This window comes from Corynebacterium halotolerans, from assembly GCF_050107895.1.
Lineage (GTDB): Bacteria > Actinomycetota > Actinomycetes > Mycobacteriales > Mycobacteriaceae > Corynebacterium > Corynebacterium halotolerans_B.
Genome location: NZ_JBNILW010000001.1, coordinates 215,131 through 236,571, shown reverse-complemented (window position 1 = coordinate 236,571; position 21,441 = coordinate 215,131). Strand labels below are relative to the sequence as shown.

The 21,441-nt window shown below is 67.9% G+C and carries 20 protein-coding genes; 9 read left to right on the top strand and 11 right to left on the bottom strand.

The genetic code is table 11. The features are described 5' to 3' along the window. Nucleotides 1-52 precede the first annotated feature (52 nt). Together ACQCVD_RS01080 and msrB are read left to right on the top strand one after the other, a co-directional pair. Complete coding sequence (locus tag ACQCVD_RS01080) at nt 53-1,366, top strand: glycosyltransferase family 87 protein (protein WP_426822078.1); 1,314 nt, start codon at nt 53-55, stop codon at nt 1,364-1,366. A 46-nt stretch (nt 1,367-1,412) separates the two neighbouring features. Continuing rightward, nucleotides 1,413-1,832, top strand: a complete 420-nt coding sequence (gene msrB / locus ACQCVD_RS01075) for a peptide-methionine (R)-S-oxide reductase MsrB (RefSeq protein WP_426821838.1) — start codon at nt 1,413-1,415, stop codon at nt 1,830-1,832. A 103-nt stretch (nt 1,833-1,935) separates the two neighbouring features. Here the strand turns inward: msrB and hemQ are convergent, their stop codons facing one another. Then, on the bottom strand, nt 1,936-2,637 hold the full coding sequence (gene hemQ, locus ACQCVD_RS01070; protein WP_426821837.1) for a hydrogen peroxide-dependent heme synthase: 702 nt from the start codon (nt 2,635-2,637) through the stop codon (nt 1,936-1,938). Nucleotides 2,638-2,875: 238 nt separating this feature from the next. Between hemQ and ACQCVD_RS01065 the strand changes: the two genes are divergently transcribed. Then, nucleotides 2,876-3,484, top strand: a complete 609-nt coding sequence (locus ACQCVD_RS01065) for a DUF3000 domain-containing protein (RefSeq protein WP_426822077.1) — start codon at nt 2,876-2,878, stop codon at nt 3,482-3,484. Nucleotides 3,485-3,503: 19 nt separating this feature from the next. Next, a complete protein-coding gene (locus ACQCVD_RS01060; RefSeq protein ID WP_426821836.1) occupies nt 3,504-4,715 on the top strand; it encodes an HRDC domain-containing protein in 1,212 nt (403 codons plus the stop codon). Nucleotides 4,716-4,825: 110 nt separating this feature from the next. Here the strand turns inward: ACQCVD_RS01060 and dxs are convergent, their stop codons facing one another. The 4 genes from dxs to dut all read right to left on the bottom strand — a co-directional run bounded on the left by dxs (nt 4,826) and on the right by dut (nt 9,914). After that, nucleotides 4,826-6,826 (bottom strand): 1-deoxy-D-xylulose-5-phosphate synthase, encoded by a 2,001-nt coding sequence (dxs, locus tag ACQCVD_RS01055; RefSeq protein ID WP_426821835.1) that lies wholly within the window; start codon nt 6,824-6,826, stop codon nt 4,826-4,828. Between the two features lie 228 nt (nt 6,827-7,054). Further along, complete coding sequence (locus ACQCVD_RS01050; RefSeq protein WP_426821834.1) at nt 7,055-8,284, bottom strand: class I SAM-dependent RNA methyltransferase; 1,230 nt, start codon at nt 8,282-8,284, stop codon at nt 7,055-7,057. Between the two features lie 95 nt (nt 8,285-8,379). Then, the gene (locus ACQCVD_RS01045) at nt 8,380-9,294 is read right to left on the bottom strand and encodes a DUF3710 domain-containing protein (RefSeq protein ID WP_426821833.1); all 915 of its coding nucleotides are present in this window, start codon (nt 9,292-9,294) and stop codon (nt 8,380-8,382) included. A gap of 125 nt (nt 9,295-9,419) precedes the next feature. After that, nucleotides 9,420-9,914, bottom strand: a complete 495-nt coding sequence (gene dut, locus ACQCVD_RS01040) for a dUTP diphosphatase (RefSeq protein ID WP_426821831.1) — start codon at nt 9,912-9,914, stop codon at nt 9,420-9,422. Nucleotides 9,915-10,087: 173 nt separating this feature from the next. Between dut and ACQCVD_RS01035 the strand changes: the two genes are divergently transcribed. Then, nucleotides 10,088-10,603, top strand: coding sequence for a DUF3093 domain-containing protein (locus ACQCVD_RS01035; RefSeq protein WP_426821829.1), 516 nt, complete (start codon nt 10,088-10,090; stop codon nt 10,601-10,603). A gap of 227 nt (nt 10,604-10,830) precedes the next feature. Here ACQCVD_RS01035 and ACQCVD_RS01030 read toward each other — a convergent pair whose 3' ends face one another. Together ACQCVD_RS01030 and ACQCVD_RS01025 are read right to left on the bottom strand one after the other, a co-directional pair. Further along, nucleotides 10,831-11,124 carry a DUF4193 domain-containing protein gene (locus ACQCVD_RS01030; protein WP_426821828.1) on the bottom strand — a complete coding sequence of 98 codons (294 nt, stop codon included), beginning with the start codon at nt 11,122-11,124 and terminating at the stop codon, nt 10,831-10,833. 149 nt (nt 11,125-11,273) lie between these two features. After that, nucleotides 11,274-12,152 (bottom strand): inositol monophosphatase family protein, encoded by an 879-nt coding sequence (locus ACQCVD_RS01025; protein WP_426821827.1) that lies wholly within the window; start codon nt 12,150-12,152, stop codon nt 11,274-11,276. A gap of 64 nt (nt 12,153-12,216) precedes the next feature. On the opposite strand from ACQCVD_RS01025, the gene ppgK reads away from it, so the two are divergent. Both ppgK and ACQCVD_RS01015 read left to right on the top strand, forming a co-directional pair. Next, the gene (gene ppgK, locus ACQCVD_RS01020; protein ID WP_426821826.1) at nt 12,217-12,969 is read left to right on the top strand and encodes a polyphosphate--glucose phosphotransferase; all 753 of its coding nucleotides are present in this window, start codon (nt 12,217-12,219) and stop codon (nt 12,967-12,969) included. 280 nt (nt 12,970-13,249) lie between these two features. Continuing rightward, nucleotides 13,250-14,815, top strand: coding sequence for an RNA polymerase sigma factor (locus ACQCVD_RS01015; protein ID WP_426821825.1), 1,566 nt, complete (start codon nt 13,250-13,252; stop codon nt 14,813-14,815). Nucleotides 14,816-14,955: 140 nt separating this feature from the next. On the opposite strand, the gene ACQCVD_RS01010 is transcribed toward ACQCVD_RS01015, so the two are convergent. The 4 genes from ACQCVD_RS01010 to ACQCVD_RS00995 form a co-directional block, all read right to left on the bottom strand. Beyond that, nucleotides 14,956-16,428 carry a DUF418 domain-containing protein gene (locus tag ACQCVD_RS01010; protein WP_426821824.1) on the bottom strand — a complete coding sequence of 491 codons (1,473 nt, stop codon included), beginning with the start codon at nt 16,426-16,428 and terminating at the stop codon, nt 14,956-14,958. 81 nt (nt 16,429-16,509) lie between these two features. Beyond that, nucleotides 16,510-17,082: a DUF4190 domain-containing protein gene (locus tag ACQCVD_RS01005; protein ID WP_426821823.1), complete on the bottom strand. Its 573-nt coding sequence runs from the start codon at nt 17,080-17,082 to the stop codon at nt 16,510-16,512. A 182-nt stretch (nt 17,083-17,264) separates the two neighbouring features. Next, on the bottom strand, nt 17,265-18,989 hold the full coding sequence (locus ACQCVD_RS01000; protein ID WP_426821822.1) for a DEAD/DEAH box helicase: 1,725 nt from the start codon (nt 18,987-18,989) through the stop codon (nt 17,265-17,267). After that, complete coding sequence (locus tag ACQCVD_RS00995; protein WP_426821821.1) at nt 18,986-19,225, bottom strand: DUF3039 domain-containing protein; 240 nt, start codon at nt 19,223-19,225, stop codon at nt 18,986-18,988. The genes ACQCVD_RS01000 and ACQCVD_RS00995 overlap by 4 nt, the downstream gene beginning before the upstream one ends. Before the next feature lie 58 nt (nt 19,226-19,283). Between ACQCVD_RS00995 and ACQCVD_RS00990 the strand changes: the two genes are divergently transcribed. Together ACQCVD_RS00990 and ACQCVD_RS00985 are read left to right on the top strand one after the other, a co-directional pair. Next, nucleotides 19,284-19,790 carry a DUF3099 domain-containing protein gene (locus ACQCVD_RS00990; RefSeq protein ID WP_426821820.1) on the top strand — a complete coding sequence of 169 codons (507 nt, stop codon included), beginning with the start codon at nt 19,284-19,286 and terminating at the stop codon, nt 19,788-19,790. Nucleotides 19,791-19,815: 25 nt separating this feature from the next. Continuing rightward, nucleotides 19,816-21,354, top strand: coding sequence for a DUF7059 domain-containing protein (locus ACQCVD_RS00985; RefSeq protein WP_426821819.1), 1,539 nt, complete (start codon nt 19,816-19,818; stop codon nt 21,352-21,354). Nucleotides 21,355-21,441 lie beyond the last annotated feature (87 nt).

The following is a 21,441-nucleotide window of genomic DNA, read 5'->3' as shown; positions in this document are numbered from 1 at the left end:
GAAGGGTGTTGCTCCACACCGCCCGAGACTGCTTCGATACTGTTGGATCGTGATTAAAGCAGCAGCCGACAGGCTCGAGAGGATCTGGGTCGCCCCCGCACCGCTGACCACCGCCCCCGCGGTCACGGCACCCCGGCGGCTCAGCTTCGACCGGGTGGGAAACGCGATCCTGTGGCCGCTGGCCGTGCTGCTGGTGTTCCACCGGATCTTCATCCTGGCCGTCAACGGTGACACCACGGACGATTTCTCGACCGTGCACGCCGCCGTGCGGCGCTTCCTCGACGGTGTGCCCGTGTACAACGAGATCTACCACCACGTGGATCCGCACTACCTGTACACTCCGGGGGCCACACTGCTCCTGGCACCGCTGGGGATGGTTCCCGGATTCGAACTGGCCCGGATGGGGTTCGTGCTGGTCAATGGCGCCGCCATCATCGCCGCGCTGGCCCTGCTGACACGGCTGTTCTCCTTCTCCCTCCGCAGTCTGGTCTGGCCCGCGGCGATCACCCTGGCTTTCTTGACGGAGTCGGTCCGCAACACCCTGGTCTTCTCGAATATCAACGGCGTCCTGCTGCTCGCCCTGGTCGGCTTCCTCTGGCTGCTGTTACGGGACCGGCTCTGGGCGGCCGGACTGGTCCTCGGCTTGGCCATCCTGGTCAAGCCGATGTTTCTGCCGCTGCTGTTTCTCCCCCTGGTCAAGCTGCAGTGGCGGGCCGTGCTCGGAGGCCTGGCGGTGCCCGTCATCTTCAACGTGGTGGCCTGGCCTCTCGTGCCCGGAGCGAATGATTACCTGACCCGCCTCGTCCCCTATCTCGGCGAGGTCCGCGACTACGCCAACAGTTCGCTGGCGGGCATGGCCGTCTACTTCGGGATGCCGGCGGCGCTGGAGACCTTCTGGTTCCTGGTCTTCGTCGCCTTCGGGGTGGTCGGGGGGCTGACGTTGTTGCGGTGGCGCTACACCGATCCCCTATTGTGGGCGACCTCCACCGCCGGTCTGCTGCTGACCGGCGTGTTCCTGCTGTCGTCGCTGGGACAGATGTACTACTCGATGATGCTCTTCCCCTGGTTGTTCACGGTCCTGCTGCGCCGCAGCGTCTTCCACGCCTGGCCCGCCTGGGTGGCGGTGTATCTCTTCCTCTCCCCCGACGAGTGGTTCTCGCAGCGCTGGGTGGATTACGGCCGGTGGGCCAGTTTCTTCAACCCCACCGTCGGCTGGGCCCTGCTGGTCCTGGTCGCCGCGGTGGTGGCGGTCTCCTGGTTCCTCGCGCAGCGTCGCGGCGGGGCCGACGGGCCGGGCCCGGGGCGTCGGCAAGCGGTGGCCGGGAAGAATTCCGGTGCCGATGCTGTTGCACCGGGCAGGAACTAGAATTCCAGACACCGCATCAACTTAGACTCCGGGAGGTCTTAACCCCATGACTGATTTCAAGCTGATCTCCGACGATCAGTGGCGCGAGCGACTCAGCCCCGAGGAGTTCCACGTGCTGCGTGAGGCTGGGACCGAGCCGCCGCACGTCGGTGAGTACACCAACACCACCACGGAGGGCGTCTACTCCTGCAAGGCCTGCGGTGAGGAGCTGTTCCGCTCCAGCGAGAAGTTCGCCTCGCACTGCGGGTGGCCCTCCTTCTTCTCCCCGCTCGCCGGGGACAAGATCATCGAGCGCGAGGACAACAGCCTCGGCATGCGCCGGGTGGAGGTGCTGTGCGCCAACTGTGGCTCCCACATGGGCCACGTCTTCGAGGGCGAGGGCTACGACACCCCGACGGACCTGCGTTACTGCATCAACTCCATCGGCCTGAAGCTCGAGGAAAAGCCGGTCTCCACCGAGTCCTGACCGTCCTCTCGCCGAACGCACGCAAAAGGTCCCCGGCCACCGCAGCAGGTGGTGGCCGGGGACCTTTTCCTCGTCCGGCGACGGTGCCGCCGTCTCCCGCTGTCTAGGGGAGGATCTCGATCAGCTCGGCGACGTCGCTGACGCGGCGGCCGGTGAAGAAGGGGGTTTCCTCACGCACATGCAGACGGGCCTCCGTGTAACGCATCTTGTACATCAGGTCCACGATGCGGTCCAGCTCCGGCCCCTCGAAGGCCAGCAGCCACTCATAGTCCCCCAGGGCGAAGGCGGGGACGGTGTTCGCCCGGACCTCCACGTAGTCCCGGGCCGCCTTGCCGTGCTCCGCGAGGATGCGGCGGCGGTCGGTCGGCTCCATCAGGTACCAGTCATAGGAGCGGACGAAGGGGTAGACCGTGATCCACTCCTGCGGCTCTTCTCCCATGATGAAAGACGGCAGGTGGGACTTGTTGAACTCCGCCGGCCGGTGCAGCGCGTTGCCGATCCAGAACGGCTCGAGCGCCTGGCCGAACACGGTCTCACGACGGAAGGCGTTGTAGGCCGCCTGGATCTCATTGAATTCCTCCGCATGCCACCAGATCATGACATCGGCCTCGGCGCGCAGCCCGGAGATGTCGTAGACGCCGCGGACGGTGACGTCCCCTTGCTCCTCCAGGTCGGCGAAGAACTTCCTGGCTTCATCGATGATTCCACCGCGCTCCCCGCCCAGTGCCCCGGGGATGATCCGGAAGGTCGCCCACTGGGTGTAGCGCTGGACCTTGTTGAGTTCCTCGAAATTGATCTTGCCCACGTCGGAGACATCCTTTCCACTGCGGCCGGCGCCCGCCGACCGCGATATTTTCGGACATGAACGGCAACTGGCCGTCTCTGCTTAGTCCATCATAAGTTGGATACCGGGCGCAGGGGTGTGTCACCCCTGGCCAGAACTACCGTGGCAGCCGCGGCGTGTGGCACGGCGCGCCTCCACCGTCATAGTTAGCCGCGCCACTAGTTTGGCCTTTGTGATCAATCCCGATGCCACCTCGAAGCTGCAATCGACCTCGCGAGCCGCAGATCCGACGGCCGAAGACGAGGGCACCCCGAAGGCGTTTTCCGCTGCCGTCGAGTCGATGCACTCGGCCGAACTGCGCCCGGAGATCACGCTCGGGACCATCCGCCCGCCGCAGCGTCTGGCACCCTTCAGCCACGCCATCGGTCTGGAGGTCGTCCACGACGAATACGCCGAGGTGAGCACGGACACTGAGGGCGATGCCTTCGGCCGGCTGATCCTGCTGCACGATCCGCAGGCCGATGACGCCTGGGACGGTTCGATGCGTCTGGTGGCCTATATCCAGGCCGACATGGATCACGCCGTCGCCTCCGACCCGCTGCTCCCGGAGGTCGCCTGGCAGTGGCTGAATGAAGGGCTGGCGGACGGCGGGGCGGACTTCACCAACCTCGGCGGCACCGTCACCTCAACCTCCTCCGTGCGTTTCGGGGACATCGGCGGCCCGCCCCACGCCTACCAGCTGGAGCTGCGGGCCTCGTGGACCGCCACGGACGATAATCTCGCCCCGCACGTCGCCGCCTTCGCGAAGGTGCTCGCCAACGTGGCCGGACTGCCACCGGAGGGTGTGACCGAACTGGGCCGTGGCTAGCTGACTAAGCTGGTCTGCGATGTCCACTCCCCTCACACACCCCGCTGACGGCCTGCCGGAACTGGCGGCCACTCCCGAAGAACTTGCCGACGCCGCGCGACGCATCGCCGCCGGCCGCGGCCCCGTCGCCCTCGACACCGAACGGGCCTCGGGCTTCCGCTATGACGACCGGGCCTTCCTCCTCCAGATCCGCCGCCGCGGGACCGGCACCCTCCTGATCGATCCGGAACCCCACCGCGAACTCATCGGGGAAATTCTCGCCCCCGCCCTGAACGAACGGGACTGGGTGCTGCACGCCGCCCCCTCCGATCTGCCCTCCCTGGCGTGGCTGGGACTGTATCCGGGCCGTCTCTTCGACACCGAGCTGGCAGGGCGGCTGGCGGGCCTGGACCACGTCAACCTGGCGAGCATGATCGAGGAATTCCTCGACCGCTCCCTGGCGAAAGGGCACGGGGCCGAGGACTGGTCAACCCGTCCCCTGCCCGCGGACTGGCTGAATTACGCCGCCCTGGACGTGGAGCTGCTGCTGGAGCTGGCCGAGGCAGTCACCGAAGTACTCGACGGTCAGGGAAAATTGGCGTGGGCGGAGGAGGAATTCGAGTACATCCGCGCGACCCACGCCGACATCGCGGCCCCACTGGAACCGCAGTGGCGCGACACGAAGGGCGTGGGCACCCTCACCACCCCGGAACAACTGGTGGTGGCCCGCGAACTGTGGCTGGAGCGGGACAGCATCGCGGCAGCTGAAGACCTGGCGGTCAGTCGGCTACTGCCCAACCGCGTGCTGGTGGAGATCGCCCGCACCGTTCCCCGCACCATGCGGGAGTTGTCTGCGATCCGCGGGTTCCCCGCCCGCCGGCCCGGTGCCACCAAGTGGTGGTTCGAGGTGATCCGGCGCGCCCGGAAGTCCCCCCGGAAAACCTGGCCCGTCCGGATCCGCTCCCCACGCGGCATCCCGGCCCGCAAAATCTGGGCCAGTGACCACCCGGAATCCTTCGCCTCCTTCAGTCGGGTGCGGGAGGACGTCGACGGGCTCGGCAGGGACCTGGGCATTCCGCCGGAGAATCTCCTGCGTCCGGCTGTGCTGCGTCAGGTGGTCTGGGATGCCACTGCGGGCAGTCAGCTGCATTCCCCCGACGATGTCGTCGCCGCGATGCGCCACCACGAGTCCCGCGACTGGCAGATCGAACTCATCTCTCCGCTGATCTGTGGTGAGCTCTTCGGAAGATGAGCGGTTCTTCTGCTCCGGGCGGTGGTTGCGGACCAGCTCGAGGCCGCCCGGCCGGCGGAATGACCGCGGCCGGGGAAACTCCGCGGCTCAGCCCGCCCGGCCGAGGCCCGCTACTTCACGCGGTCTGAGGGCGACGAGACGATCTGCCCGGCGACCTGGGCGGCCTGCACCGGCTCAGCATCATCCCCTGCAGCAGCGTCCTGCTCTTCCGTCCCGCCGAACAGTTCATCGGTCCATCCCACCACGGAAGCGGTGACACCGGCCTCATCGAGCCCGATCTCAGCCAGCAGCTCGCCACGGGAGGCATGCTGCGGATAGATCCCGGGGAAGCCGAGCTGACGCAGTGGGACGTCCACCCCGGCGGCGTTGAGCGCCTCACCGAGCATGGATCCCACCCCGCCTCGGAGCATGCCGTCCTCGACGGTGACCACCAGGTCATGGCTGTCTGCCAGGGCGATCAGGGAGGGGGCGACGGGGACGACCCAGCGGGGATCGACCACGGTGACAGAGACACCCAGTTCCGTCAGACGCTCAGCGGCGGTCATCGTCTCAGCTGCCAGCTCCCCCACGGTGACCAGCAGGACGCTGACGGTGTCGGCGTCATCCGCGGCATCGCTGTAGCGCAGGATCTCCAGCCCGTCCTCGAGCATGTCCACGGCCGCGATCTCGGGTGGCAGGGAACCCTTCGGGAAACGGACCACCGTCGGACCGTCGTCGGTCTCTATGGCCTCATGGAACAGTTCGCGCAGCTGCTGCGCGTCACGCGGGGCGGCGATCCGGATGCCCGGCACGATCGACGCCAGCGACAGGTCCCAGACGCCATTGTGGCTGGCACCGTCCGAACCGGTCACCCCGGACCGGTCCAGCACGAGGGTGACCGGCTGCTGCAACAGCCCGACATCCATGATCAGCTGGTCGATCGCCCGGTTGAGGAAGGTCGAGTAGAGCGCCACCACCGGATGCAGGCCGCCGAGGGCGAGTCCCGCGGCGGAGGTCAGGGCGTGCTGCTCGGCGATGCCGACATCAAAGAAGCGCTCGGGGAAGCGCTCCCCGAAGGCAACCAATCCGGTGGGGCCGGCCATCGCCGCGGTGATCGCCACGATGTCGGGGCGCTGCTCGCCCGCCTTGACCAGCTCCTCGGAGAAGACCCCGGTCCAACCGGGCTTCACGGCGGACTTCGGGGCGCCGGTGACCGGATCGATGATGCCCGTGGAGTGCATGAGCTCGGCGGTGTCGTTCTCCGCCGGCGCGAAGCCGCGGCCCTTCTCGGTGACCACGTGGACGATGATCGGCCCGCCGTAGTCACGGGCGTAGCTCAGCGCGTTCTCCAGGGCCTGTTGGTCGTGCCCGTCGACGGGGCCGACGTACTTCATGCCCAGCTCCGGGAACATCTCGGTGGGGATCACCGAGGACTTCACACCCTCCTTGAAGGCGTGCAGGGCCTCGAAGGTGCGCTCCCCGACCCAGCCCATGGACTTCAGTGATTCCTTGCCGCGCTCCATCACCCGGTCATAGAAGGGCTGCATCCGCAGTTCGGCGAGGTTCTCGGCGAAGCCGCCGATCGTCGGCGAGTAGCTGCGGCCGTTGTCGTTGACCACGATGACCACGCTACGGTCCTTGCCGGCCGCGAGGTTGTTCAGCGCCTCCCAGCACATACCGCCGGTCAGGGCGCCGTCGCCGACTACCGCGACGACACTGTGGTCCCCGCGGCCCGTCAGCGACATCGCCTTGGACAGGCCGTCCGCGTAGGACAGGGCCGCCGAGGCGTGCGAGGATTCGGTCCAGTCGTGCTCGCTCTCCGCTCGGGAGGTGTAACCGGACAGTCCGTCCTTCTGCCGCAGGCTGTCGAAGTCGCCGGAGCGCCCGGTCAGGATCTTGTGCACATAGGACTGGTGGCTGGTGTCGAAGAGGATCGGGTCCGCCGGGGACCGGAACACCCGGTGCAACGCCAGCGTCAGCTCCACGACGCCCAGGTTCGGACCGAGGTGACCGCCGGTGGCGGATACCTTGGCGACCAGGAAGTCACGGATCTCGCCTGCCAGGCCGCTCAGCTGAGCTTCGCTGAGGCCGTTGAGGTCCTCGGGTGATGAGATGCGGTGCAGGATTCCCATGGAGGTGAGTCTGACTCCTTTACCTGAATTGTGGAGGTACCCCGGAGGATGTCCGGGCTGCGGGCCACACTGAGCCGTTCCGGTGCGGGCTGGGCTGGAAGGGTGACCTGGTGGGCCCGCGGAACCCGAACAGGTCCCCCGCGCCGCTGGTTGAGTGCCCAGTCTACTCGGACGCGTGGTGGTTCACCGATTCCGGCTCCTCTTACCGCCGCTGGCCCCCGCTGCCGCTCACTCCGCCGGGCGCAGCAAGCCGATCACTTCGAAGTGGTGAGTGCCCGGAAAAGCATTGAACACTGTCATCTTCTCCAGCGCGTATCCGCCGGCGGCCCACGCGGCCACATCCCGGGAGAACGTCGCCGGATCACAGCCGATGTGGACGACAGCCTGCGGCCTAGCGGCGACCAGAGTCTCGATCACCTTAGCGCCGGCACCGGTGCGCGGCGGGTCGAGCAACACCACCGCCGGTTGCGGCAGCTGCGTGACCTGCTGCTCCACGCGGGCATTGTGGAAGGTCACGTCGTAGTCCGCCAGCGTCTCCTGCCCCGCCCGCGCAGCCGCGGGTGAGAGCTCCACCGAGTGGACCGCGGCGTCGGCACCCAGCGAATCCGCCAACGCCGGCACGAACAACCCGACGCCGCCGTAGAGGTCCCAGGCGACCGGCTGTCCGCCGGTGTCCAGTGACAGGTCGCCCAGCCAGTTTCGCACCAGCGTGGTGTAGGCGTCGGGGGCGTCGACGTGTGCCTGCCAGAAGGCGGTGGCCGGGAAGGTGAACCGGTGGCCGTCCGCCTCCTGCACGACGTCCCCGTTGCCCTCCACCACGGAGACGATCTGCTCGGTGCGGCGGCCGCGCGCCGCCCGGCGGCTTTCGACGACGTGCCGGTTGCCCTCGCTGTCCAGGACCACGATGACTTCGGCGCCGGGGGTGAACGTGCGCGCCCCCTCCCCGATGACGCCGTCCAGGAGGCCGGGCACCGCCTGGCTGCAGCCCACGGAGGTGATCAGGTCATTGGAGCGGGCCGCCCGCAATCCAGCCCGGCCGTCCGCATCGACGCCGAGCCGCATCCGGGTGCGCCAGCCGGTGCGCGGGGCCAGGTTGACCAGGTCCGTCGGCGGGAGTTCCGTGAGTTTGGCGATGCGCTGCAGCTGGCTCTGCAGGATCTCGTGTTTCAGCTCCAGTTCCCGCTCGGGGGCCAGGTCCCCGAAATCACAGCATCCGGCACCTTGTGCGGCCGCCGGACAGCGCTGTTCCACCCGCAGTGGCGACGCCTGGAGCACCGCGTCGAACCCGGCGCGGGCGAAGTTCTTCTTGACCTCGGTGACGGTGGCCCGGATGCGGTCGCCGGGATAGGCGCCCCGGACGAAGACGACGCGGCCGTCCAGGGTCGCGATCCCCTCCCCGCCGTGCGCCATGCGCGTGATCTCCAGCTCGTGCTGTTCACCGGTGGTGGGTGTGGTCATGGTGTGTCGTTTCCCTGTTCATGGTCGAGGGGTGAGGGGCTGCCGGGGTGACCCGGCGGTGGGGAGTGATCTCCCGGTGGATCAGGTGGGCCGGGTCAGGAGCGGCCTGTGGTGTCGTCACCCTGACCGTGCAGGGCTTCCCGGGCCGCCTGGAGCTGCTGCTCCTCCTCGGCGGACAGCGGGGCGGAACCCGGCTGGTCCGCCTGGGCGGGCTGCGGTGCCTGCCGTTCCTGGCCCTGCGCCTGCGTCTGCTGTTGGCCCCGCTTCGCAAGTGCCTGCTGGACCTGCTGCGCCAGCTGCGCGGGCAGCGCCACCGGCAGGGAACTGCCGGCCAGCACGGGCTCATCACCGCGGTAGACGAAGGTGCGGGCGGTGACCTCGCGGCCGAGTTCCGCCAGTTCCTCGGCCTTGTCCGCCGGTGCGGCGAGCGTCATCCGGAGCATCCAGCGCGGGCCGTCGACACCGATGACCCGGATCACGCCGTTGGGGCTCTTTCCCACGATCTCCGGGCCCCACGGGCCGGTTTCGACGGCAACGTCGAGGCCTTCCTTGCGCATGCCGGCGGAGATCTCCTTGGCTGCCTCCTGCCATTGGGAGCCGGAGCGGGGTGCGGCGAAGGCGACCGGGGTGATGCGTCCCGCGGTGGTCACCACGTGCAACATCTTCGGGCCCTGCTCCCCCATCTCGACCTGCACCTGGGAGTCCTTGGGCAGGGCGATCTTCATGCTGCCGAGGTTCAAGGTGCCGGTGGAGAAATCGGAGAAGTCGAAGTCCTCGATGTCCACCGCGTCGCCGTCGAAGGGTCCGGTGCCGCCGTTGACGGCATCGTGGGCCGGCACCTGCAGCTCCGCTGCGGCGGGCGCCGCGTCGGCCGGCTCCGTCACCGGTGTGGCGGTGGGTTCCTCGGTAGTCTCGGTCGGCGTCACCTCCGGCGCCTCGGTGACCGGGGCGTTGTCGGACACCTCATTTCGCTGGTTGTCCTTCTTCTTTCCGAATGGCCACAGTGCCATGGGTCCACACGTCCTTTCTCAGGCCTTGGCAGCCGGCGCGGCCGCTCTGTCTCGAAGTGGCGGGCCGGGGCACAACCCGGTCCCTTGCCAGTCCCCGCCCCACTGTACTGGCGGGGTGGAATGTGTCAGTGGACGCCGGTGGAGCCATGACCTCCGACGCCGCGGGCGGTTTCCTCCAGGTCCGCCACCTCGGCGAACTCCACCAGTTCCACACGCTGGATCAGCAGCTGAGCGATCCGCATGCCGCGGGTGATCTCGATCGGAGTGGTCGGATCGAGGTTGATCAGGCAGACCTTGACTTCGCCGCGGTACCCGGCATCGATGGTGCCCGGGGCGTTGACGATCGACAGACCCTGCCGGGCCGCCAGCCCGGAACGCGGGTGGACCAGTCCGACGGTCCCCACCGGCAGCGCCAGGGCGATGCCGGTGCCCACCAGGCCGCGTTCCCCCGGGGACAGGATGAGGTTCTCGGCGGCGTAGAGATCGGCTCCGGCGTCCCCGGGATGCGCCCGACGGGGCAGGGGCAGATCCTGGTCGAGCCGCCGAATGCGGATCGGCCCGAGGTCCCCGGCCGGGGCCGGGGAAACGGGCTGTGCTTCTGGGTTCTGGGGCGTAGTCACGGCTTCCCACCCTACGGCAGGGGAACCCGGGGAAGGCGAAGACATCACCACCGGAGGTCGACCTGCCGGGAACCGTCGGGGCCGAGGTGCGCAACACACGGGGTCGGGGTCGTGTGCCCCGGTACTGTCGGGGTACTTCGGGCGCTTACGGGGGTCAAGTACAATCAGCGTTTGTGACTGATTCAGGATCTGGGGCCCCGAAGACCATCTACCGCGAAAGGCAATGGGTGCCGGCTTACTGGTGGGTGCTCGCCGGGCTGCTGGTGGCGTTGACGTCCGCGCAGCTCTCGCTCAACCGCAACGTCTTCTGGCTCATCGTGCCCGCCGTGGTGTTGTCCGTGATTGCCGGTTGGATCCTGGTTTCCCTGTCCAAGACTGTCCTGAGTGTCGAAGAGGACGCGGACGGCACCCGCTGGCTGCTGGCTGAAAAGGCCGTGCTGCCCGATGACGTGGTCTCCCGATCCCTCGCGGTTCCGGCCACGGCCAAGCGCAACGCCATGGGCCGGCAGCTCGACCCGGCCGCCTTCGTGGTGTCGCACGGTTGGGTGCACGAGATGGTGATGCTCGTGCTCGACGACCCCGAGGATCCGACCCCTTATTGGCTGATCGGCACGAAGAATCCGGAGGCTCTGCTCACGGCCTTTGTACCGGACCAGGCCCCGGGTGCGCTAGCCAACCTGAAGGGCTAGATTCCCGGCTTCCCGGTTACACCGCACCGCGGGCCCCAGAGACCAGACGTCTCTGGGGCCCGCGGTGGTTTCCTCGGCCGGTCAGTTCCCTGCGTCCCGCAGTGTGTCCACCCATACGGAAACGGACCGGAAGGGCTGTTCCGGTCCGTTGTGGCACAGGACGGTGCCGGCGATCAGGTGGTGGCCCGACCGCCGCTCACTGCCCGGCGGTGCGGAACCACCGGAGATCAGGCACAGTCGAGGCAGATGACCGAACCATCTTCCTCGGTGTGGGAGATGCGGTTGTTGCGCTGAACCAGGAAGCAGCTGGCGCAGGTGAACTCGTTGGACTGGCGCGGGACAACCGTGACGTTGAGCTCCTCACCGGAGAGGTCCGGGGTCGGCGGCTCGAAAGGTTCGACGATCTCGCCGTCGTCGTCCATCGGCGAGCCGGTGTTCTCTGCGGCCTTCAGGCCTTCCAAGGAGTCGGTTTCCAGTTCGTCGTCGACGCGGCGGCGGGGCGCATCGTAATCGGTGGCCATAACGTTGATTCCTTCAACTCGGGTGGTCCATCATTCCAGACAGTTTCTGCTGAAATTCTGCTCTGTCGTGGCGCATATTAAATGACAATTGGCCGCTTGTCATACCCGCAGGTCAGCACGGTGGAATCGGGTGTATCACCGGTGCCGGTTCACCGCGGCAGGGCCGCCATGATCCCCTGCTCCTCGAGCAGCTGTCGCAACGCCGGGTACACGTCGCCGGCCGCCGCCAGGGTGATCTCCCCCGCCACGCCGGGCGTGGACAACGTAGGGGCCTTGACCACGGCCCCGGCTTCCGCGGCAATGAGTGCTCCGGCGGCATAGTCCCAGCAGTTGATGCCGTGTTCGTAGTAGGCATCCACGGAGCCTTCCGCCAGGGCGCACAGGTCGAGTGCGGCACTGCCCATCCGGCGGATGTCGCGCACTATCGGCAGGACCCGGCCAAGCGCCGCCGCCTGGGCCCGACGGCGGGTCCCCGAGTAGGCGAAGCCGGTGGCCAACAGCGCCTGGGAGACGTCGCTGAGCCGATTGACCTGCAGGGAGACGGTCTCCCCCGCCAGCGTCCGGGTGGCCCCCGCTCCCCGGGCGGCGGCGTACACGGCCCCCGACGCCACGTTGACCACGGCCCCGGCGACCACCTCGCCGTCGATGGCCGCGCCGATGGACACCGCGTACTGGGGTAGCCCGTAGAGGAAGTTCACGGTGCCGTCGATCGGGTCAATGATCCAGGACACGCCGGTCACCGACTCCCGGGCCGTGCCCTCCTCACCGATCAGACCGTCGCCGGGACGCTGCGTCTCCAGCCGGTCGGCGATGAAGTCCTCCGCCATGGTGTCCACGACGGTCACCGGGTCCACCGCCGAGGATTTGGTGGTGGCGAACTGGCGGATGTCCCCCAGCTCCACCCGTTTGTCGGTGATGCGGCGGGCCGCCAGCACGGCGGTGTCCACGGCGGTATCGCGCAGCAGCAGCGGATCATTGCCCTGCTGGCCGGTTGCGCCGGTTCGGGGGGTGTTGTCCAAGTCAGTCATGGAATCCATTGTGCCGTGGAGATTCAGGTCTCGCGCGGGTGCGGAGATTTGTAGACTCAGATCCATGACGAACACTGCTTTCGGAATTGACATCGGCGGGTCCGGCATCAAGGGCGCCAGAGTGGACCTGGACACCGGTGAGTTCATCGGTGACCGGCTCAAGATCGCCACGCCGTCCCCCGCCACGCCTGACGCGGTGGCGGAAACGGTGGCGGAGATCCTCCGCCAGGCGGAATGGGACGGTGACGTGGGCATCACGCTGCCCTCGGTGGTCAAGGACCAGGTCGCGCTGTCGGCGGCCAACATCGACAAGTCCTGGATCGGCACCAACGTCGATGAGCTGTTCCACAACCACCTGGGTGGCCGGGAGATCAGCGTGCTCAACGACGCCGATGCCGCCGGTCTGGCCGAGGCCGCCTTCGGCGACCCACGGGCCCGGCAGGGCGCCGTGATCTTCCTGACCTTCGGCACCGGCATCGGCTCCGCCTTCCTCATCAACGGCGAGCTCTTCCCCAACACCGAGCTGGGCCACCTGGAGGTGGACGGGAAGGAGGCTGAGCACCGGGCCTCCTCCGCGGTCAAGGAACGCGAGGAGCTCAGCTACAAGAAGTGGGCGAAGCGCGTGTCGAAGGTCCTGCTCGAGTATGAACGGCTGTTCAGCCCCCAGGTGTTCCTGGTCGGCGGGGGCATCTCGCGGGAATACGAGAGGTGGGTGCCGCTGTTGACCAATGATGTGACGGTCATTCCTGCACAGCTGCGCAACCGTGCCGGCATCGTGGGTGCCGCCATGGCGGTCACCCAGCGCGTCGCCCCCTGACCTCCGGCACGTTTGCACCGCAGCAGGTAGGGTGGCCAGACCGAAGGCGCTGCAGCATGTGGTCGACACATCATCTATACTGGGGTGCTGATCATGACGGGCCGGGCCTTCTGCACCATTTCTCCCCCTTCCTGAACATTTCATGAGTGTTCATCCGGCGGGGGCGGTGCCGATGTCCCGGCGAAAACACTATTGTGTGCAGTACCGCAACCTCGGGGGACGTTCCCCTTCGGGTTTCCCCGACTGACACCGGATATTCAAGCAAGGCGAAAGGGCGTACGTGGCAGCCACTGATTCCTCAGACAAGGCACTCGCACACGGCGAGGACAATACTGCGGATCCCGCCGTCGGTTCGGTCGCGCGTAAGAGCGCGGCGAAGAAGACCGCCAAGAAAACCGCACGAAAGGCCGCCCCGCGGGCTGCCGCCTCGACGCCCCCCGCCGAGCCGGCCACCCCGGCGACGCGGACCGCAACCCCGGCCTCCGCCACCCCGGCTATCCCAGCCACCGACGGTGACGCAGAGGAAACCCCGGCCGCGGCTCCAGCGAAGAAGGCCGCCAAGAAGACGGCGAAGAAGACCGCCAAGAAAACCACGAAGCAGACGGCCAAGAAGGCTCCGGCGAAGAAGACCGCCGCCAAGAAGACCGCGACCAAGACCGCCCAGAAGCAGACCAAGCCAGCGGTGGCCGAGGACGTGGAGGAGCTCAAGGACGACGAACTCGAGGACGATGAGGATCCGGACTTCGATCCCACCCTCGAGGAGGCCGACGAGGAGTTCGACGAAGCCGAGCCCCTCGAGGACGACGAAGAGGAGGAAGCTGAGGAAGAGGAAGCCGACGGCTCCTCCGTCTGGGACGAGGATGAGTCTGCCGCGCTGCGGCAGGCCCGCAAGGACGCCGAGCTGACCGCTTCGGCCGACTCGGTCCGCGCCTATCTCAAACAGATCGGCAAGGTCGCCCTGCTCAACGCTGAACAGGAAGTCTCCCTGGCCAAGCGCATCGAGGCCGGCCTCTACTCCCAGCACCGCATGGACGAGATGGAGAAGGCTTTCGCGGAAGGAGACAAGGAGGCCAAGCTGACCCCCGCCGTGAAGCGGGATCTGCGGGCCATCGCCCGCGACGGCCGCAAGGCCAAGAACCACCTGTTGGAGGCCAACCTCCGCCTGGTCGTCTCCCTGGCCAAGCGCTACACCGGTCGTGGCATGGCCTTCCTGGACCTGATCCAGGAAGGTAACCTCGGCCTGATCCGCGCGGTGGAGAAGTTCGACTACACCAAGGGCTACAAGTTCTCCACCTACGCCACCTGGTGGATCCGTCAGGCGATCACCCGCGCCATGGCAGACCAGGCACGCACCATCCGCATTCCGGTGCACATGGTGGAGGTCATCAACAAGCTGGGCCGCATCCAGCGCGAGCTGCTGCAGGATCTGGGCCGCGAACCCACTCCGCAGGAGCTGGCCAAGGAAATGGACATCACCGAGGAGAAGGTCCTCGAGATCCAGCAGTACGCCCGCGAGCCGATTTCCCTGGACCAGACCATCGGCGATGAAGGCGACAGCCAGCTGGGTGACTTCATCGAGGACTCCGAGGCCGTCGTGGCTGTCGACGCCGTGTCCTTCACGCTCCTGCAGGATCAGCTGCAGGACGTCCTGCAGACCCTGTCCGAGCGTGAGGCCGGCGTGGTCCGGCTGCGTTTCGGTCTGACCGACGGTATGCCACGCACCCTGGATGAGATCGGCCAGGTCTACGGCGTCACGCGCGAGCGGATCCGTCAGATCGAGTCGAAGACGATGTCCAAGCTGCGTCACCCCTCTCGTTCACAGGTGCTGCGCGACTACCTGGATTAGTCCTCGGCAGCAACTATCCGATGAACCGAAGAGCCGGGCGCCGCCACAACTGGCGGGGCCCGGCTCTTCGGTTTAGCACCCGGGAGAGGCACGCCGGGAGGACGGATCGCTCCGGACACCGCAGCGGTGTCCGCCCCGGGTCAGTCCCGGCGTTCTTCGGTACTGCCCCGGTTGGCCTGGGCGTACCGGTGCGCCGCGGGGCCGGTATTATGCGGCACCGGAGGTCGGCCGGCTCCGGGCAGATGTTCCGTCTCGGCGCCGGCGGCATCCGCCCGCTCGGCTCCCGACAATCCGTCAGCGGGAACCGTCTGCCCGCCGGCCGGTCCCGCCGGGACGGCATTGGCCAACCGGTGTTCCCGGGGCATCCACCGCTGCTGCAGGCCGTTGCGCCCGTAGGACAGCAGCCGGTGGAGGTGCTCCAGCGGTCCGGGCTTTCCGGCATACTCCAACCCCAGCGCGATCAGCAGGGTCAGCAGCCAGACCACGAAGGCGATCAGGGAGAGCTCGAAGGCGCCCTGTCCCTCACCGAGGCCCAGAGCGAAGGGTTTGACCGCGATCAGGAAGAACACCGACTGCAGCACATAACCGGTCATCGAGCGCTTTCCCAGGGCAAGCAACGCCCAGACCGGCAGCGGGAGAACCACCGGATCCCCTGCCGCACGCGCGCGGTCGACTCGTTCCTGCAACGGCCTGGACAGCAGGGCGACCGCCGCAATGATCGCCGGTCCGGTCAGCTGTCCGAACCCGAGGTTCATCATCTGGAACAGCGGTGCCAGAGTCACCGGCAGCACCCCGATCTCCGCCAGTCCCCAGGGCAATCCGATGAGCACGACCACAGCCGCTCCCACCCCGGTCCAGGTCAACAGCAGTCGGCGGTGGGAGGCGACATCGGTGAACACTCCCCTCCTGGCAGCGACGAAACCCAGCAGGAGCAGTGGCATGTAGATCAACGCCTGCAGCGGGAAACCTATCGTGTTGTTCATCACCGCCAGCAGCCCCAGCAGGAGATTCTCCCCGTAGGTGTTTGGTGTTCCGAATCCGGCGCTGCCACTGAAGGCGTTGGAGATATCGGGGTTGAGCGCGGTGAACACTCCCAGCGCAGTGAAAACCACCGCCTGCAGGGCCAGGAGGACCCCGGCGATCCAGAGCAGGATCTTGTCGCGGAGGCTGATCAGCAGTCCCAGCACGATGCCGGCCAGACCGTAGAAGACCATGATGTCGCCGAAGAAGATGAACACCATGTGGATCAGACCGAACAGTGCCAGGAAGCCGTAGCGGCGGGCCAGGACGCCACGCGCGCTGCCCGGCGGGTAGCCGCGGCGCCACAGGCTCATCGTGATCATTCCGACGCCGAGTCCGACCAGGGTGGCGAACATCGGCAGCCCCCGCACGTGGACGAACATGGTGCCCAGTACCACGCTGATCTTGTCCAGCACGCTGTTGTCATAGACCCCGCCGTACCCGGCGGCGAGGTCTGCGGCGTCATTGCCCACCCAGGCGGTGCCCACATTGGCGAGGGCGATACCCAGGAGGGTCAGTCCCCGGGCGAGATCCGGGGCGATGATGCGGTGACGGGCGGCGGTGCGGGTGACGGTTGTTGAACTCCGGGTCATCGGAGTGGTTCCTCTCTCAGCGGACGGCGGCACGCAAGCGGCCGGCGTCACCTGGTGGGGTGCCGCCGGCCGGACCGGGGACTAATTGGTGGTCATGTCCTCCACCACGGAATTCACGCAGGCCTCCTGCTGGTCAGCAGGCAGCTGGAGACAATCCGCCATCTCACTGTCCGCGAAGAGTGCGAGGCCGAGTCCCATGATGACCAGCGGCACGATGACCGCGATCACGGAGAGCACGATCGAGACGATGCTCATGCCCATCCGGCGACCCGCCCCCTGCAGCTTCCGGGCCTTGACCACGCCCACGATGCCGAGGATCAGCCCCACCAGGCCGACCAGCGGGGCGAAGAAGGACAGGAAGATGGAGATGGCGAGCACCAGGGCCAGGATCGAGACACCCAGCGCCCAGGGAGCGACCCCGTTCTTCGCCAGCGGCTGGCCCCAGGCGTCGCCCTGGTAGCCGCCGTAGCCGGGCTGGCCCGCATAAGGCTCCTGTCCCGCCCCGCCCGGGTAGGACTGGTAGCCGCCCTGCCCCGGATAGCCGGGGTACCCCGGCTGCCCCGTCCCGTCATTCTGGTGTCCCCCGGGATAACCCGGGTAGCCCTGCCCGGAGGCGCCGTCACCGGTGTTGTAGGGGTCCTGGGGATTGGTCATGCGGGCCTCTCAATCTCTCGACCACGGCGTAACGCCGTGACACGTACTCGATAGGTGATGTCTTTCGAGTTTAGAGACTGCGGCCCCGTCATGCCGGACTGCGGTACGAAGGAACACCCCCGGCCGGACCACGACCCCGACCCGACCGCCGGTGGCACACCCTCCGACCGTGGCGCCGGTTTCTACCAGCGCCGCAGGTAGGCGATCCGGTCGCGGAGCTGCTCGGCGGTGCACATCGCCGTCGGCGGCCCCCCGCAGGCCTTGCGCGCCTCGGTGTGGATCGCGCCGTGCGGGCGTTTGGTCCGTCCGGCAGTGATGGAGACGATCGCGTTGAGCTCCTTGCGCAGCTTCGGGATCTCCTCGCTGGCCACCCGGTCGGCCGCCGCCCGGTTACCCCGGTTCTCGGCTTCCTTGCGGGCCTTCGCCTCGGCCTCTCTGCGGGCCTTCTCCTCTTCTTCCCGGGCGTCGAGTTGCTCGGCCTGGCGTTTGCGCAGCAGCGCACGCATCTGCTCGGCGTCGAGCAGACCCGGCAGACCCAGATAGTCCTGCTCCTCCTGGGACCCGGCGATCGTCGCGGTGCCGTAAGTGGAGCCGTCGTAGATCAGCGAGTCCAGTTCGGCGTCCGCGCCCAGTGACTCATAGCCACGGTCCAGCTCATCTGGTTCGTTCTCCTCCCGGTTGGCCTGGGCGAGCAGCTCATCATCCAGACCATCCGAGGGCCGGTCAGGTTTGCCCAGGACATGGTCACGGGAGGTCTCCAACTTCGCGGCCAGGTCCAGCAGGACCGGTACCGAGGGCAGGAAGACCGAGGCAGTCTCACCCGGCATCCGGGAACGCACGAAACGTCCGATCGCCTGGGCGAAGAACAGCGGCGTCGAGGCGGAGGTGGCGTACACCCCCACGGCCAGCCGCGGCACGTCCACGCCCTCGGAGACCATGCGGACCGCGACCATCCACTCGTCCGTGGACTCGGAGAACTCCTGGATGCGCTCGGAGGAACCGGGCTCGTCGGAGAGGATCACCGACACCGGAGTGGTGGACAGCTTCTCCAGGATCCTGGCGTAGGCGCGCGCGGTGGTCGTGTCGGTGGCGATGACCAGGCCACCGGCGTCCGGCATGTTGCGGCGCAGCTGCAACAGACGGGTGTGCGCCCCCTGCAGCACGGCCGGGATCCAGTCGCCCTTCGGGTCCAGGGCGGTCTTCCAGGCCCGCGCGGTCTGCTCGGCGTTGAGCGGTTCGCCGAGCCGGGCGGCGTACTCCTCGCCCGCGCTAGTGCGCCACCGGGCCTCGCCCGAGTAGGCGAGGAAGACCACCGGCCGGACCACCCCGTCGGCGAGCGCGTCCGAGTACCCGTAGGTGTGGTCGGCGCTGCTGACCAGGTGCCCCTCCCCGTCCTCCTCATACCGGACGAAGGGGATCGCCGAGTCGTCGGAACGAAACGGCGTACCGGTCAGCGACAGCCGGTGCTCGACGTCGTTGTAGGCCTCGCGGATACCGTCGCCCCAGCTCTTGGCGTCACCGCCGTGGTGGATCTCATCGAGGACCACCAGGGTGCGTCGGGCCGAGGAGATCGCGTGGTGCTTGAACGGGTGCATCGACACCTGGGCGTAGGTGACCACCACCCCGTGGAACGCGGGGTTGACCGCGTCGGAGTTGGTGAAGTTCGGATCCAGCGACAGGCCGACCCGGGCGGCCGCCTGGGACCACTGCATCTTCAGGTGCTCGGTGGGCACCACGACGATGATGCGGTCCACCGTGCGGTCCTCCACCAGTTCGGTGGCCACGCGCAGGGCGAAGGTGGTCTTACCGGCACCCGGGGTAGCGACGGCCAGGAAGTCCTTCGGTTTCGTCGCCAGGAACTTCGTCAGTGCCTGGCGCTGCCATACACGGAGTTGTCCCTTGCTCACTTCTTGCGCAGACCCTTGTAAATCCGTTCGCAGTCGGGACAGACCGGGGACCCCGGCTTGGCCTGCTTGGTCACCGGGAAGGTCTCACCGCAGAGGGCGACGACCATGCTGCCCTGCACCGCGGACTGGACGATCTTGTCCTTCTTCACGTAGTGGAAGAACTTGGGGGTGTCGTCGTCGGTGCTTTCCTGATCCCGCACATCGGGACGTTCGATGGTCTTCGTTGTCGTTCTCACGGCTCCCATCATGCCCCACTTCCCCGATTTCGGGAACAACGGGTCTATCGTGAAGGCCATGACTGAGGGCATCTACGACGACGAGCCGGAGGACACCGCAGAGGTGCACCGGCGTCGGCGTCGACTGTGGCCGCTGCGGCGGCGGGCGCTGCTGATCACCAGCGCCCGCCGGAGCCCGGCGGAAAACCGCAGGCACCGCGAAAAGGTCTACTTCGCCATCCAGATCGCGCGTGTCCCCCTGCTGGTCCTGTCCGGACTGGCCCTGTTCTGGTGGCAGAACTGGCCCGTCGCAGTGCTCCTGTTCGCCGTCTCCATCCCCCTGCCGGCGGTCGCGGTCATCCTCGCCAACGAGAAGGGCGAGAAACGCGACAAACGCACCGCGAACGTGTACAAGCCGGCCCTGCTGCGGGAACTGGCGGCCCAGGAAGAGCTGGACAACGCCCGGCAGGCGCAACTCGAACAGGCCAGTGGCCGGGCGAAGGACGAACCGGAAGGCGAACCTGAGACCATTGACGCCGAGGAGGACCCCGATGACCGGAGGGATCCCCGCCCCGATGCCCGATGACTGACCTGCCGATGGAGCCGAACTGATGCGCAGCCCCCTGACCGACCTGGCCCTTGAGCTGGAACCCCGACTGACCCGGGCCGGTTTCACCGCCGACGGCATCGCCGCCCACCTCGGGCCGCAGATCACCGAGGCGCTGCACCGCGGGGAACCCGCCGCGGTGCGCCACGCCACCCGGGGCGGCGGTGAGCTGGACCGGCTGATCCGGACGTTCATCCTGCGCGATCCGCTCACCCCGGCGGAGCTGGCCGAGCTGCTCACCCCGGCGCTGGCCACCGCGCTGGTCGACGCCGCGGTGTTCTCCCCCACCGGGAGCCACGGGCAGGTGCGTGCGGTCCTCGATGTCCGCCCCCACGTCATCATGGGCCGGGACCGACTGGTGCTCTCCGACGCCGACGCCGCCATGACCGCCCACATCCCGGGCCCGGAACACGTGCTCGGTGTCGGCGCCGCCAGCCTGTCCCTGTTGCAGGCCACTCCGGCCACCCCGACGGGTTCCGTCCTGGACCTGGGCACCGGATCCGGTGTGCAGGCCCTCGGTCAGCTCGACTGCGCCGGGGCAATCACCGCCACCGACCTACACCCCCGTGCCCTGGACCTGGCCGAGGCGACCCTCACGGCAGCCCGGGCCGCGGACGTGGCCGCGACTCCCGCTTCCGTAGAGCTGTTGGAGGGACCGTGGTTCGAACCGGTGGCGGGCCGGCACTTCGACCGGATCATCGCGAACCCGCCGTTCGTGGTGGGGCTTCCGGAGGTGGGTCACATCTACCGGGACTCCGGCATGGACCTGGACGGGGCGACCCGGCTCGTCGTCGAGCAGGCTCCGCGGCACCTGGCCGAGGACGGCAGCGCCTATCTGCTGGGCGCCTGGGTGCACACCACCGACTCCAGCTGGGAGCAGCGGGTGGCGTCCTGGCTGCCGGACCGGGGCGTGGCCGCGTGGGTGATCCAGCGCGACGTCGCCGACCCACCGCATTACGTGGGGACCTGGCTGCGTGATGAGTCGCTGGACCCCCGTTCCGCGGAGTCCGACGCGCGCACCGCCGCCTGGTTGGAGCACTTCGACGCCGCCGGGGTCACCGGCGTCGGCTTCGGCTTCATCGCCCTGCGCGACATCGGGGACCATCCCAGTGAGCTCCTGGCCGAGGACATGCCGCAAGCCTTCAGCGACCCGCTTGCCCCGGAAATTGAGGAGTACTTCACCCGGATGGCCTGGCTGCGCGACAAGTCGGTGCAGGAGATCGCCGACGCCCGGCTCATGGTGCGTCCGGGCGTGGCCCGGGAGGAGGTCAGCGTGCCCGACACCGAGGCCGGGGTCGGCTTCGTCCCGGCGGCGCTGCGCCTGACCCGCACGGACGGACCGCGGTGGAGCCATGAGGTGGACGAACACCTGGCCGCCATCGTCGCGGGCCTGCACCCCCACGGCCTCAGTCTGGGTGAGACTATCGGCCTGTACAGCATGTCCCGGGACCTGGACACCGATGAACTGCTGGCGGAGGCCATAGCGGCGGTGACCGACCTGATCCGACACGGTCTGGTGCTGCCGGCCGAGCTGGTGGCCTGACTGGCCGGGTGACAGCGCGGGGTGCCGTGGGGTGCCCGGCGGCCGTGTTTTCGGGCGTTCCAGGGTGTCGGCCGCATCCATCAAGAG